The sequence below is a fragment of the Streptomyces sp. NPDC002144 genome (assembly GCF_053593695.1).
Map to the genome: position 1 here is coordinate 1 of NZ_JBSFDB010000030.1, position 13,141 is coordinate 13,141.

Consider the following 13,141-nt stretch of genomic DNA (forward strand, 5'->3'; position numbering starts at 1 on the left):
CGTACCCCGTCCCGTTCGCCGAAAGGTGCTCAACCACCCATGCCCGAGCTGGTGTTCTTCTCCGGAACGATGGACTGCGGGAAGTCGACCCTGGCTCTCCAGATCGAGCACAACCGCTCGGCGCGCGGCCTGGCCGGAATGATCTTCACCCGGGACGACCGCGCCGGCGAGGGCAAACTCTCCTCGCGGCTGGGCCTGGTGACGGACGCGGTGGAGGTCGAGGACGGACAGGACCTCTACGCCTACCTGGTCGACCATCTCTCCCAGGGCGGCCGCGCGGACTACGTCATCGCGGACGAGGCGCAGTTCCTGGCGCCCGAGCAGATCGACCAACTCGCGCGCGTGGTCGACGACCTGGGCCTCGACGTCTACGCCTTCGGCATCACGACGGACTTCCGCTCGAAGCTCTTCCCGGGCTCCCAGCGTCTCGTCGAGCTCGCCGACCGCGTCGAGGTCCTCCAGGTCGAGGCGCTGTGCTGGTGCGGTGCCCGCGCCACGCACAACGCCCGCACGGTAGGCGGGGAGATGGTCGTCGAGGGCGCCCAGGTGGTCGTCGGGGACGTCGACCAGTCCGACGCCGTCGGCTACGAGGTTCTGTGCCGCCGGCACCACCGCCGCCGGATGACGGCGGCCACGGCCCGCGCGGCGGCCCTCTCTCCGGACGTGCTGCCGGTGTCGTCGGTCTGAGCCGCCGCCGACCGCGCTCAGTGCGGGCTCTGGACCAGGGAGAAGCGGGCGCCCTCCGGGTCCGACACCGTGGCCGCGCGGCCGTGGGGCGTGTCGTGCGGGGCCTTCAGGACGTTGCCGCCGAGGTCGGTCAGGCGGTCGGCCGCCTCGTCCGTGTCGGCCACCTCGAAGTACGTCAGCCAGTGCGGGCCCCGGTCGCGGGGGAGGGCGTGGCCGACGCCGTGGATGCCGGCCACCGGGCGGCCGTCGACGCGCAGGGTGACGTAGTCGGAGTCGGCGGAGACGACCGGCTCCTCCTCGAAGGCGAAGACCGTCTCGTAGAACTTGGCGACGCCCGCCGACTCGTAGGTGAGCAGTTCGTTCCAGGAGGGGGTGCCGGGGACGCCCGTGAGGGCCGTGCCGAGGTGCCGGGCGGCCTGCCAGACGCCGAAGACGGCGCCCGAGGGGTCGGAGCCGATCGCGAGACGTCCGGCCTCGTCGGCGTCCAGCGGCCCGACCCCGATCGTGCCGCCGCACAGCCGTACCGTCTCGGCGGTCAGGTCCACGTCGTCCGAGGCGAGATACGGCGTCCAGGCGATGGGCAGATGGCGGTCCGGGGACAGCTGGCCGATGCCCGCCACCTCGTGGCCGTCGAGCAGGGCGCGGGAGTACGGGCCCAGTTGCCGGGGGCCGGGCTCGAACTCCCAGCCGAACAAGGAACCGTAGAAGTCCTGGGTGGCCGTCAAACCGTGCACCATCAGGCTCACCCAGCAGGGCGTACCGGGTGTGTGCCGAGCGTGCGTCTCGGTCATCGTCACTCTCTCCTCGACCCCTCGCGGTGGCCGTGTCGCTTCCGCTGTCCGGATCCCCGTGCCGATGCTCGCACCAGCCGTGGCACCGCGGGCTCCGGGCGCGCCGCGACGCGCACGGCCGCGTGCCCGCAGAATGCCCGGTGTGCGGAGTCCCGTCCGTTCCCGGGCGATGGCCGACGGGTGTCGATCGGTTGTACAGCAAGTGCCCGAGTCCGTACGCCTCGTGATCGGGCCTGTCCGGCGGAGCAGAGTAGCCGGACATGGACGGCGCGGCCACCCCGTACGCGAGGATGGGGGCCATGAACGTCATCATCTCCGCATCCGAACTCGCGAGCGACCTGACCGGCCGGAACCCGCCGGTCCTGCTCGACGTCCGCTGGCAGCTGACCGTGGCCAAGGCGGCCGGCGAGCCGCCCTTCGACGGCCGTGCCGCGTACGCGGCCGGGCACATCCCCGGTGCGGTCTACGTCGATCTGGACACGGAACTCGCCTCAGCGCCTGGCGAGCGCGGCCGGCACCCGCTGCCCGACCTCGAGGTCTTCGGTGCCGCGATGCGGCGGGCGGGTGTGTCGGCCGGAACCCCGGTGGTCGTGTACGACGGCGGGCAGGGCTGGGCGGCGGCGCGCGCGTGGTGGCTGCTGCGCTGGACGGGTCACCCGGACGTGCGGGTCCTCGACGGCGGGTTGCCGGCCTGGGAGGGGACGTTGGAGACGTCCGCACCGACGCCGGTCGAGGGCGACTTCGAGCCGGTGCCGGGCGACGCCGGGTTCCTGGACGCCGACGGGGCGGCCGCGCTGGCGCGGTCCGGTGTCCTGTTCGACGCGCGGGCGGGGGAGCGGTACCGGGGGGAGGTGGAGCCGATCGACCGGGTCGGCGGGCACATCCCGGGCGCGGTGTCGGCCCCGACGAACGAGAACGTCGGCCCCGACGGACGGTTCCTGCCGGCCGAGCAACTGGCCGAGCGCTTCAAGGCGCTCGGGGCGGGCGACGGTGCGGCCGTCGGCGTGTACTGCGGCTCGGGCGTCTCGGGGGCGCACGAGGTGCTCGCCCTGGCGGTCGCCGGGATTCCGGCGGCGCTGTACGTCGGTTCCTGGTCGGAGTGGTCGTCGGACCCCGCACGCCCGGTCGCCGTGGGACCCGATCCGCAGTAGGGCCACGAAACAGAGGGCCGCGCCCGGACGGCGCGGCCCTCATGCTCGTACGACCGACTACTCCTGCTTCTTGCGCCGCGTCCCGAACACGATCTCGTCCCAGCTCGGGACCGCCGCCCGGCGGCCCGGGCGGACGCCGTCGGCCTCCGCCTGGCGGTCGGTGGCGCCGATGAGACGGTCGCGGTGACTGCCGACGGAACGCGGCATCAGGACGTCCGCGTAGGCGGAACCGGCCGAGGCCGCCGGAGCCGGGGGCTCCTCCGCCTCGGGCTCGGCGACGGGCTCCTCCGGCGGCGGAGGTGTCTCGGACGGGCGCTCCGGGACCACCAGGTCGCCGCGGAAACTCGGTACCGCCTCCAACAGGCTGGTCAGCGAGTCCCGTTCACCGGCCGTGCTCTCCTCCGCCGGTTCGGACGCCTGCGCGGGCAGGCTCGGGCGGTCGAGGGCGCGGTCCAGCGGGCGGTCGCGCGGCAGCCGGGCGATACGCGGGACGAAGGGGAAGCTGGGCTCCGGCGCGGCGAGGTCCTCGGACTCGCCGATCAGCGAGCGCGCCTCCTCGTCGACGGCCTGGACGAGCCGCCGGGGCGGGTCGTACGTCCAGCTCGCCGAGTGCGGTTCGCCCGCGACCCGGTAGACCAGCAGGACCTCCCAGGTGCCGTCGTCGCGGCGCCACGAGTCCCACTGCACCGTGTCCTTCTCGGCGCCGCGCAGCAGCAGACGCTCCTGGATGGCCTCGCCGAGCTGGGGGCCCGCGGCGTTCTCGCCGGGGCGGCGGACGGGGGTCTTGCGGGCCCGCTCGGCCATGAACGCGCGCTCGGCGAGGACGGGGCCCTCGAAGCGGCGTACCCGGTCGACGGGGATGCCCGCGAGCTGCGCGACTTCCTCCGCGGTGGCACCGGCGCGTATACGCGCCTGGATGTCGCGGGGACGGAGATGGCTTTCGACCTCGATCTCGATCTGACCGAGGCGGGGACGGTCGCCGCGGACTGCCGCACGCAGCCGTTCGTCGATCGGAAGCGTGTATTCCGTAGAGTCGGCAGCCTTCAGCACCAGCCGTGTGCCGTCATTGGAGACGGCCACGACACGCAGTTCGGGCATGGGGACCTCCCGGGTGGTGCCTGCCGACGTCACGTGCGTCGCTGCTTCCGCTAGTCGAGTGTGGCCTGCCCGGGTGCAGCCTGCCACAACCTTGCCGAGTTGCCCGGCGTGTCGGGCACGGGCCCGGGAACGCCGTTATGGCACGGTTACCTATTCGCAACGCTAAGTGACCAACTCCGTCACCCTGTGCAACGAGCCCCCTCCTGGCGGTCCAGCAAGGCCCCGGACGCCCAGGCGGGAGACCGGACCCAGGGCTCGCAACAGTACTCCATTTGGACCACGTGCGTGGATTGGCACGCCACCCAATATCTGGCAAGGCGCGTGCCCCGGCCGCCTGTTGAGCGGTTCGGGGATCTTGGAAGTGGCGTACCTCACGCAACCGTCAGAAACGGAACCAATGACCGCGCACCGGTCTACGCCCCCAACACCCGCCGCAGGTAGTCGTTCTGGAACCGGCGGTCCGGGTCGAGCCGGTCCCTCAAATTGGTGAACTCGCCGAACCGCGGGTAGACGCCGGCGAAGTATTCGGCGTCCCGGGTGTGCACCTTGCCCCAGTGCGGGCGGCCCTCGTGGGCGGTGAAGATGCGCTCCGCGGCGGTGAAGTAGGCGTGGTACGGCGTGCCCTTGAACATGTGGACGGCGACATAGGCGCTGTCGCGTCCCGACGCGGTGGACAGGGTGATGTCGTCGGCGGGGGCCGTGCGCACCTCGACCGGGAAGCTGACCCGGAGGCCGGAGCGGTCGACCATCGTCTTCAGTTCGCGCAGCGTCTCGGCCAGGGCCGCGCGCGGGACGGCGTACTCCATCTCCACGAAGCGCACGCGGCGCGGCGACGTGTAGACCTTGTACGGGATGTCCGTGTAGGTGCGCGCGGACAGGGCCTTGCTGGAGATCCGGGCGATCGTCGGGATCGACGCCGGGGCCGCGCGGCCGATCCACTGCGCCACCTGGAACACGCCGTTGGAGAGGAACTCGTCCTCGAACCACCCGGACACCGGCGGCACCGGCTTCTCCGGGCCCGCGCTGCGGTTGTTGCGTTTGGTGTTGGTGTTGCCGGTGTGCGGGAACCAGTAGAACTCGAAGTGCTCGTTCTCGGCCCAGAGCTGGTCGAACTCGGCGAGCACCTTGTCGAAGGGCATCGGCTCCTCGCGGGCCGTGAGCAGGAAGACCGGCTCCACGGCGAAGGTGATCGCGGTGACGATGCCGAGGGCGCCCAGGCCGATGCGGGCGGCCGCGAAGACCTCCGGGTTCTCCTTCTCGGAGCAGGTGAGGACCGTGCCGTCCGCGGTGACCAGCTCGAGTCCCTTGATCTGGGCGGCTATCGAGGCCGACTCACGGCCCGTGCCGTGGGTTCCGGTGCTGGTGGCGCCGGAGACCGTCTGCTCCATGATGTCGCCCATGTTGGTCAGCGACAGGCCCTCGCGCGCGAGAGCCATGTTGAGCCTCTTGAGCGGGGTGCCGGCCTCCACCGTGACGGTCATGGCATCACGGTCGATATCGCGGATGCCGGTCAACAGTTGAGGGCGGATCAACACACCGTCGGTGGCCGCGATGGACGTGAAGGAGTGCCCGGTGCCGACCGCCTTGACGGTCAGCCCGTCCTCGGCCGCCCGGCGCACGGCCGCGGCCAGTTCCTCCACGGAGGCCGGCGTGACCTCCCGCGCGGGTCGGGCGGAGACGTTGCCGCTCCAGTTACGCCACGTGCCGTTCTTCGCGCTCGCTGTGCTGCTCAACGGTGCCTCCCCGACGCGGAGCCGGCCTGCTGAGCCGGCGGTACCCCAGGAAACCGACCGCGACCGCGACGGCCCCGGACACCGCCGGGACCCCGTACCCGGCCCGCGCCCCGGCCGCGTCGATGACCCAGCCGGCCACGGAGGAGCCGAGCGCGACGCCGACCGCGAGCCCGGTACTGATCCAGGTCATGCCCTCGGTCAACTGCGCGCGTGGTACGTGCTCTTCGATGAGGGACATCGTCGTGATCATCGTGGGTGCGATGGACAGGCCCGCGACGAAGAGCGCCACGGCCAGAAACGGCAAGTTTCCGACCAGTAGGAGGGGGATCATACTCACGGCCATCGCGCATATGCCCAGCAGCCAGCGGCGCTGCGGCGGCCCCGCGAAGCGCAGCAGCCCGAACACGATCCCGGCCACGCAGGAACCGGCCGCGTACACGGCCAGGACCACGCTCGCGGCCCCCTTGTGGCCCCGCTCGTCGGCGAAGGCCACGGTGACCACGTCCACCGCCCCGAAGATCGCCCCGGTCGCCACGAAGGTGGCCACCAGGACCTGCAGTCCCCGCGCGCGCAGCGCCGAACCGCCGCCCTGGTGCTCGCGCGGGTGCGGGGCGGGCTCGGTGGCCCGCTGGGCGGTCAGCCAGAAGACGCCGACGGCGAGGAAGCAGGCCGCGAGCAGCGGTCCCGCCTCCGGGAACCAGACGGTCGACAGCCCGATGGAGACGATCGGCCCGAAGATGAAGCACACCTCGTCGACGACCGACTCGAACGAGTACGCGGTGTGCAGTTGCGGCGTCCCCCGGTACAGGGCGGCCCACCGCGCGCGGATCATCGCGCCGAGACTCGGTACGGACCCGACGCCGGCCGCGCACAGGAACAGCACCCAGTCCGGCCAGCCGAAGTGCGCGGCGAGCAGCAGCCCGGTCGCCGAGGCGAGCGTGACGAGCGTGGCGGGCCGCAGCACGCGCCGCTGCCCGTGCTGGTCCACCAGCCGGGAGATCTGCGGCCCGATCGCCGCCGCGGCCAGCGCGATGGTGGCCGACAGGGCGCCCGCGAGGCCGTACCGCCCGCTGATCTGGGAGATCATCGTGACCACGCCGATGCCCATCATCGACAGCGGCATCCGGCCGACGAACCCCGCGGCGGAGAAGCCCTTGGAGCCGGGAGCGGCGAACAGGGCGCGGTAGGGGCTGGGCACGGCGGGCTCCAGGTCAGGAGAGGGACGGCGGCGCGGTAAGGCGCGAATGCGGCTGATACAGCTTACGAGTCAGGTCAACCCCGTGCACCCGGCTCAACCCCACGGACCCGGCTCAACCCCACGCACCCAGCTCATCCCCATGCGCCCGGCTCAGCCCATGTACCGGGCCGGAAAGCCCGCGCAACCGGGCCGGACCGTGCGGGAACCCGGCCGGACACCCCGCCGTTTCCCGGCTGTCAGTACCGGATGACAGGATCGACCCATGCCAGACGCGCTCGACGCCACCCCCTACGACGCCCTGCTCCTGCTCTCCTTCGGAGGACCCGAGGGCCCCGACGACGTGATCCCCTTCCTGGAGAACGTCACGCGCGGGCGCGGGATCCCCAGGGAACGCCTCAAGGAAGTGGGCGAGCACTACTTCCTGTTCGGCGGGGTCAGCCCCATCAACGACCAGAACCGCGCCCTGCTCGACGCCCTGCGCAAGGACTTCGCGGACCACGGCCTGGACCTGCCGGTCTACTGGGGCAACCGCAACTGGGCCCCGTACCTGACGGACACCCTGCGCGAGATGGTCGCCGACGGCCGCCGCCGGATCCTGGTGCTGGCCACCAGCGCCTACGCCTCGTACTCCGGCTGCCGCCAGTACCGCGAGAACCTCGCCGACTCCCTCGCCGCCCTTGAGGCCGAGGGCCTCGATCTGCCGAAGGTCGACAAGATCCGGCACTACTTCAACCACGAGGGTTTCGTCGAGCCCATGGTCGAGGGCGTGCTGAAGTCCCTCGCCGACCTGCCCGAGGACGTCCGGGACGGCGCCCACATCGCCTTCTCGACCCACTCCATCCCGGTCGCCTCCGCCGACACCTCCGGCCCGGTCGAGGACCACGGCGACGGCGGCGCGTACGTCGCTCAGCACCTGGACGTGGCGAAGCTGATCGCCGAGGCGGTCCGCGAGCGCACCGGCGTCGACCACCCCTGGCAGCTCGTCTACCAGTCCCGCTCCGGCGCCCCGCACATCCCGTGGCTGGAGCCGGACATCTGCGACCACCTCGCGGAGCGGCACGCGGCGGGCGTACCGGCGGTGGTGATCGCCCCCATCGGCTTCGTCTCCGATCACATGGAGGTTCTGTACGACCTCGACACGGAGGCCAAGGCCAAGGCGGAGGAGCTGGGCCTGCCCGTGCGCCGCTCGGCCACCGTGGGTGCCGACCCGCGCTTCGCCGCCGCGATCCGCGACCTCGTCCTGGAGCGCGCGGCCGTCGAGCGCGGCCAGGAGGTCACCCACTGCGCCCTCGGCGCGCTCGGCGCGAGCCACGATCTCTGCCCGGTCGGCTGCTGCCCCGCCCGCGCCCCGCGCCCCGCCGCCGCGGGCGCCGACAGCCCCTACGCGTGAGGAGACCCGTGACCGACGCCCTGCACAGGGAACTGCTGGAGCTGGCCCAGGAAGCCGCCCGCCGCGCCGGTGAGCTGCTGCGGGACGGCCGCCCGGCCGATCTGGCGGTGGCCGCCACCAAGTCGAGCCCCATCGACGTCGTGACCGAGATGGACATCGCGGCGGAGAAGCTGATCACGGACGTGATCTCCGCCCGCCGCCCCGACGACGGCTTCCTCGGCGAGGAGGGGGCCTCCGTCGAGGGCACCAGCGGCATCCGCTGGGTGGTCGACCCGCTCGACGGCACGGTCAACTACCTGTACGGGCTGCCGACCTGGTCGGTCTCCATCGCCGCCGAGCAGGACGGCGAGGCGGTCGTCGGAGTCGTCGCGGTACCGATGCGCGGCGAGACGTTCCACGCGGTCCGCGGCGGCGGGGCCTGGGCGACGGGCGCCTGGGAGGGCGAGCGCGCGCTGGCCGTCCGCCCCTCGCCGCCGCTCGACCAGGCCCTGGTCTCAACCGGCTTCAACTACGTCCTGGAGGTCCGCGCGCACCAGGCCGAGGTGGCTCACCGGCTGATCCCGCTGCTGCGGGACATCCGGCGCGGCGGCTCGGCCGCGGTGGACCTGTGCGACCTGGCGGCCGGCCGCCTGGACGGCTTCTACGAGCGCGGACTCAACGCCTGGGACCTCGCGGCCGGGGACCTCGTCGCCCGGGAGGCGGGTGCCCTGACCGGTGGACGCCCCGGAGAGCGCCCGGGACGCGATCTGGCGGTGGCCGGCAGTCCAGGGGTCTTCGAGCCCCTCCAGCGGCTGCTGGAGGACTTCGGCGCCTGGCACGACTGACGGGGCCGGCCGCTGCGGCCGCAGGCACCCCCACACGCAGCGGGCCCCCGGCGCTGGATTCGCCGGGGGCCCGCTGTCGCTCGGGAGTGGAGCGCTCCTGAGCGATCAGACGCTATGCGCCAACTTCCACACCGTGCTCGGCGGCAAGGCGGCGCAGGTCGTCGAGTTCGCCCTGCTCGACCTCGACGAGGAAGTCGTCGCCCTCGTCGCGAGCCCGCGTCAGGTCGGACTCGGTCGCCTTTATGCGCTGCAGAAGTCCTGCGGTGAATGCGTCCATGCTGCGCCCCCTCGTCCTGGGTCGTGGGTCGGTGGCACGGGGGTGTGCCGTTCGGAAGGGGCGATCACGTCTCCGGCAGATGCCCAGCGGCACTGCCCTGCTGGGCGGCGACGGTGCCGGGCACCCACACGCCCACTCTGCGGAAAGCGGATTGCGCCGTGCCGCATGGTGTTGCGGCACTAGCAGAGCGTGATCGCGGGGTATGAACCGTCCTCCCCCCGCTTCCTTCCACAGAAACCTCAACCGCCGGAGAAAATCTCGCATTCCCGGGTCTCACACCTGTTCTTCATGTCGAGACCACCTTGCCCTTGATGTTCCGTCCCCCGCCTTACCGCCGACTTACGGCCGAAAAGGGCAGGATGGAGGCACACACTCTTGAAGAACCCTGCCCACACCCCTGCCCGCCTGCCCGTCCGGCACTACGCGGGTGGACCTCAGGAAGGACAAGCGACGTGCGCGTACTCGTCGTCGAGGACGAGCAACTGCTCGCCGATGCGGTGGCCACCGGACTGCGCCGGGAGGCCATGGCCGTCGACGTCGTGTACGACGGTGCGGCCGCCCTGGAGCGCATCGGCGTCAACGACTACGACGTGGTCGTCCTCGACCGCGACCTCCCGCTCGTCCACGGCGACGACGTCTGCCGCAAGATCGTCGAGCTCGGCATGCCCACGCGCGTGCTGATGCTCACCGCCTCCGGTGACGTCAGCGACCGCGTGGAGGGCCTGGAGATCGGCGCCGACGACTATCTCCCCAAGCCCTTCGCGTTCAGCGAGCTCATCGCCCGTGTGCGGGCCCTCGGCCGCCGCACCAGCGTGCCGCTGCCGCCGGTCCTGGAGCGCGCCGGCATCAAGCTCGACCCCAACCGCCGCGAGGTCTTCCGCGACGGCAAGGAGGTCCAGCTCGCCCCCAAGGAGTTCGCGGTCCTGGAGGTCCTGATGCGCTCCGAGGGCGCCGTCGTCTCGGCGGAGCAGCTCCTGGAGAAGGCCTGGGACGAGAACACCGACCCGTTCACCAACGTCGTGCGCGTCACCGTGATGACCCTGCGCCGAAAGCTCGGCGAGCCGCCCGTCATCGTCACCGTCCCCGGCTCCGGCTACCGGATCTGATCCCCGATGGCCGCAACACCCGCACTCCCCACGGCACCCCCCAAGCCCACCTGGGACCCCAGGAAGCCCGAACCGCCGTTCCCCTGGCTGCGCCCCACCATCCGCATACGCCTGACCCTGCTGTACGGCGGCATGTTCCTGATCGCCGGGATCCTGCTGCTGTCGATCATCTATCTGCTGGCGGCCCAGGCCCTGCATGAGGGCAGCGGCCAGTCGTTCTCGGTGTCCGGCGCCAACCTCGACATCACCAGTTCCACCTGTCCCGCCGTGAACTCGGCGCCGACGGGCGAGATCAACGCGATCCTCAAGCAGTGCGACGCCGTTCAGCGCCAGCACGCCCTCGACGACCTCCTCAGCCGCTCCCTGCTGGCCCTGCTCGGCCTCGCTGTGATCGCCTTCGCCTTCGGCTACGCGATGGCCGGCCGGGTCCTGGCGCCGCTGGGCCGCATCACCCGCACCGCGCGCGCGGTGGCGGGCTCGGACCTCTCCCGCCGCATCGAGCTGGACGGCCCGGACGACGAGCTCAAGGAGCTCGCCGACACCTTCGACGACATGCTGGAGCGTCTGCAGCGGGCCTTCACCGCCCAGCAGCGTTTCGTCGGCAACGCCTCGCACGAGCTGCGCACCCCGCTCGCGATCAACCGCACGCTCCTGGAGGTCCACCTCTCCGACCCGAACGCCCCGGTGGAGCTCCAGCAGCTCGGCAAGACGCTGCTGGCCACCAACGAGCGCAGCGAGCAACTGGTGGAGGGTCTGCTGCTGCTCGCCCGCAGCGACAACCAGATCGTCGAGCGCAAGCCCGTGGACCTCGCGGAGGTCGCCGAGCAGGCCGTCGACCAGGTGCACGCGGAGGCGGAGGCCAAGGGCGTGGTGATCCGCGGGGAGCAGAAGACCGCGGTCGTCCAGGGCAACGGCGTCCTGCTGGAGCGCATCGCGCTGAACCTCGTACAGAACGCCGTACGGTACAACGTGCCCGAGGGCGGCTGGGTCGAGGTCACCACCGAGGTCCAGCACGGGCAGGCGGTCCTGGTCGTCTCCAACACCGGGCCGGTCGTGCCGGCGTACGAGATCGACAACCTCTTCGAGCCCTTCCGGCGGCTGCGCACGGAGCGCACGGGCAGCGACAAGGGCGTCGGCCTGGGTCTGTCCATCGTGCGGTCCGTGGCGCGGGCGCACGGCGGACACATCTCGGCGCAGCCACGTGAAGGGGGTGGACTGGTGATGCGGGTTGCTCTCCCCATCTGAGATCATGGCGCCGACACACGGGGCTTGTTCGCTTTGCGCGGAATTTTCCGGCCGCGCAGCCGGGCACTCCCTGTGTGATCGATCACATGGGCGATTTATCGGCCATCCACTCTCCGTGATCAAGGGGGTCGTCGGAAAGCCGGGAAAATCCTGGTTTTCGGGTGTCTTGATCACGGGAAGTACAGGTTGAGACGCCTTTGAAGAGCGGTAGGCGGACCGTGTACGGTCCCGTTCGCCATCCAAGCCGATCACTCTTGAGGAGTCCGGTTGGGTGTCGATTGAGTAACAGACCTTGATGTGAGGCAAAATCTCCGCCTCGAGGCGGGCACAAGTCCGGCCTCTCACGCGTTACGTGCGCTGGAGACACCCGCAGACACCCAGAGGGGGAGAGCGAAATGGCAACGGATTACGACACCCCACGCAAGACCGACGACGATGTGGACTCCGACAGCCTTGAAGAGCTGAAGGCCAGGAGGAACGACAAGTCCACTTCGGCGGTCGACGTCGACGAGTTCGAGGCCGCAGAGGGCCTGGAACTGCCCGGGGCCGACCTCTCCAATGAGGAGCTGGCCGTCCGGGTGCTGCCCAAGCAGCAGGACGAGTTCACTTGCATGAGCTGCTTCCTGGTGCACCACCGCAGCCAGCTGGCCCGGGAGAAGAACGGTCAGCCGATCTGCCGCGACTGCGACTGAGGACGGGTCGGCCGTGACTGGCTCGACCCCTCCCTGGAAGCGCCGCTCCCCCCTGCAGGGAGCGGACGAAGGGCCGCAGTACGGCCCTCATGGCGTGCGTGACGACGAGCGGGGCCCATCAGGTGCGACACCGGAGACCACGGGGTCCACGGGATCGGCCCCGCTCGAACCTGCGGCCGGCCGGGCCGACCTCCCGGTGCCGGCGCAGGGCGGGAATCCCGCGCCCGTCGCCCGGCGACGGGCCGCGGCGTTCCGGGACAAGGCCAGGGAAGGCGTGCGCAAGGGCGGCAACCGGGCCCGCGCCGGCCTGGCGTACCTCGCCGACCGGATCATCGAGATGGCCCCCCGGGTGCCCGTACGGGACCTCGCCACCCTCCGCAGGCAGTTCCCGGGCCTCGGACCCGAACAGATCGCCGACAAGCTCGTGGCAGGCGCCGCGAGCGCCACAGCCACGGTCGGGGCCGGCATCGGAGCGGCGGCCATGCTGCCCGTACCGCCCGCCATGCCGACCGAGCTCGCCGCGGAGATCACCGGCGTGGCCGCGATCGAGCTGAAGCTGATCGCCGAGCTCCACGAGGTCTACGGCGTACGGCCGCCCGGCAACCTCAAGGAACGCAGCACCGCTTACGTCAACTCATGGTCGGGGGAGCGCGGCATCGAGGTGACCAAGCCGTCCACCCTCGGTGGAGCGGTCAACAGCCGGATGAAGGCGCAGCTGCGCCAGCAGATCATGAAGCGCGTGGTGCGCGACCTGCCGAACCTGATGCCCTTCATGGTGGGTGCCGCAGTGGGAGCGGTCATGAACCGGCGCGACACCAAGAGGGTCGCCGAGCGCATCCGCAACGACCTGCGCAGGATCCAGGTGCCGTGGGACGAGCTGCCCGAGCTGCCGCCCCTGGAGAAGCCGGCGCACCCGCTGGAGCTGGAGGGCGGTGCCGCGGGCTGAGCG

The 13,141-nt window shown here is 71.4% G+C and carries 13 protein-coding genes; 8 read left to right on the plus strand and 5 right to left on the minus strand.

Going from position 1 to position 13,141, the window contains the following annotated elements; genetic code table 11:
- The first annotated feature begins 39 nt into the window (after window positions 1-39).
- On the plus strand, window positions 40-687 hold the full coding sequence (locus tag ACWCQ1_RS35410; RefSeq protein ID WP_358604803.1) for a thymidine kinase: 648 nt from the start codon (window positions 40-42) through the stop codon (window positions 685-687).
- Window positions 688-704: 17 nt separating this feature from the next.
- Here ACWCQ1_RS35410 and ACWCQ1_RS35415 read toward each other — a convergent pair whose 3' ends face one another.
- Complete coding sequence (locus ACWCQ1_RS35415; protein ID WP_133046124.1) at window positions 705-1,478, minus strand: VOC family protein; 774 nt, start codon at window positions 1,476-1,478, stop codon at window positions 705-707.
- A 299-nt stretch (window positions 1,479-1,777) separates the two neighbouring features.
- On the opposite strand from ACWCQ1_RS35415, the gene ACWCQ1_RS35420 reads away from it, so the two are divergent.
- Window positions 1,778-2,629: a sulfurtransferase gene (locus tag ACWCQ1_RS35420; protein ID WP_358604800.1), complete on the plus strand. Its 852-nt coding sequence runs from the start codon at window positions 1,778-1,780 to the stop codon at window positions 2,627-2,629.
- Window positions 2,630-2,686: 57 nt separating this feature from the next.
- On the opposite strand, the gene sepH is transcribed toward ACWCQ1_RS35420, so the two are convergent.
- From sepH to ACWCQ1_RS35435, 3 genes are all read right to left on the minus strand, one after another.
- Complete coding sequence (gene sepH / locus ACWCQ1_RS35425) at window positions 2,687-3,727, minus strand: septation protein SepH (RefSeq protein ID WP_451028210.1); 1,041 nt, start codon at window positions 3,725-3,727, stop codon at window positions 2,687-2,689.
- A 413-nt stretch (window positions 3,728-4,140) separates the two neighbouring features.
- Window positions 4,141-5,460, minus strand: a complete 1,320-nt coding sequence (locus ACWCQ1_RS35430; protein ID WP_358604797.1) for a D-arabinono-1,4-lactone oxidase — start codon at window positions 5,458-5,460, stop codon at window positions 4,141-4,143.
- Window positions 5,420-6,658, minus strand: coding sequence for an MFS transporter (locus ACWCQ1_RS35435; protein ID WP_451028211.1), 1,239 nt, complete (start codon window positions 6,656-6,658; stop codon window positions 5,420-5,422). Before ACWCQ1_RS35435 ends, ACWCQ1_RS35430 begins: the two co-directional genes overlap by 41 nt.
- A 262-nt stretch (window positions 6,659-6,920) precedes the next feature.
- Here ACWCQ1_RS35435 and ACWCQ1_RS35440 point away from each other — a divergent pair, with 262 nt between their 5' ends.
- Together ACWCQ1_RS35440 and ACWCQ1_RS35445 are read left to right on the plus strand one after the other, a co-directional pair.
- A complete protein-coding gene (locus ACWCQ1_RS35440; protein ID WP_358604791.1) occupies window positions 6,921-8,048 on the plus strand; it encodes a ferrochelatase in 1,128 nt (375 codons plus the stop codon).
- 8 nt (window positions 8,049-8,056) lie between these two features.
- Entirely contained in the window at window positions 8,057-8,872 is an 816-nt protein-coding gene (locus ACWCQ1_RS35445; protein ID WP_358604788.1) for an inositol monophosphatase family protein, read from the plus strand.
- Window positions 8,873-8,984: 112 nt separating this feature from the next.
- Here the strand turns inward: ACWCQ1_RS35445 and ACWCQ1_RS35450 are convergent, their stop codons facing one another.
- A complete protein-coding gene (locus ACWCQ1_RS35450) occupies window positions 8,985-9,149 on the minus strand; it encodes a hypothetical protein (protein ID WP_165954967.1) in 165 nt (54 codons plus the stop codon).
- Between the two features lie 452 nt (window positions 9,150-9,601).
- On the opposite strand from ACWCQ1_RS35450, the gene ACWCQ1_RS35455 reads away from it, so the two are divergent.
- The 4 genes from ACWCQ1_RS35455 (at window position 9,602) to ACWCQ1_RS35470 (ending at window position 13,138) form a co-directional block, all read left to right on the plus strand.
- Entirely contained in the window at window positions 9,602-10,255 is a 654-nt protein-coding gene (locus ACWCQ1_RS35455; protein WP_003993508.1) for a response regulator transcription factor, read from the plus strand.
- Window positions 10,256-10,261: 6 nt separating this feature from the next.
- Complete coding sequence (locus ACWCQ1_RS35460; RefSeq protein WP_133046118.1) at window positions 10,262-11,500, plus strand: sensor histidine kinase; 1,239 nt, start codon at window positions 10,262-10,264, stop codon at window positions 11,498-11,500.
- Window positions 11,501-11,895: 395 nt separating this feature from the next.
- The gene (locus ACWCQ1_RS35465; protein WP_005481602.1) at window positions 11,896-12,192 is read left to right on the plus strand and encodes a DUF4193 domain-containing protein; all 297 of its coding nucleotides are present in this window, start codon (window positions 11,896-11,898) and stop codon (window positions 12,190-12,192) included.
- Between the two features lie 13 nt (window positions 12,193-12,205).
- The gene (locus tag ACWCQ1_RS35470) at window positions 12,206-13,138 is read left to right on the plus strand and encodes a hypothetical protein (RefSeq protein WP_451028212.1); all 933 of its coding nucleotides are present in this window, start codon (window positions 12,206-12,208) and stop codon (window positions 13,136-13,138) included.
- The last annotated feature ends 3 nt before the right edge of the window (window positions 13,139-13,141 follow it).

Bases quoted from the DNA above. Each gene is read 5' to 3' on its own strand.
- ACWCQ1_RS35465 (WP_005481602.1), top strand. From the start codon at position 11,896: ATGGCAACGGATTACGACACCCCACGCAAGACCGACGACGATGTGGAC.
- ACWCQ1_RS35460 (WP_133046118.1), top strand. From the start codon at position 10,262: ATGGCCGCAACACCCGCACTCCCCACGGCACCCCCCAAGCCCACCTGG.
- ACWCQ1_RS35420 (WP_358604800.1), top strand. From the start codon at position 1,778: ATGAACGTCATCATCTCCGCATCCGAACTCGCGAGCGACCTGACCGGC.
- ACWCQ1_RS35415 (WP_133046124.1), bottom strand. From the start codon at position 1,478: ATGACCGAGACGCACGCTCGGCACACACCCGGTACGCCCTGCTGGGTG.
- ACWCQ1_RS35450 (WP_165954967.1), bottom strand. From the start codon at position 9,149: ATGGACGCATTCACCGCAGGACTTCTGCAGCGCATAAAGGCGACCGAG.
- sepH (WP_451028210.1), bottom strand. From the start codon at position 3,727: ATGCCCGAACTGCGTGTCGTGGCCGTCTCCAATGACGGCACACGGCTG.
- ACWCQ1_RS35410 (WP_358604803.1), top strand. From the start codon at position 40: ATGCCCGAGCTGGTGTTCTTCTCCGGAACGATGGACTGCGGGAAGTCG.
- ACWCQ1_RS35440 (WP_358604791.1), top strand. From the start codon at position 6,921: ATGCCAGACGCGCTCGACGCCACCCCCTACGACGCCCTGCTCCTGCTC.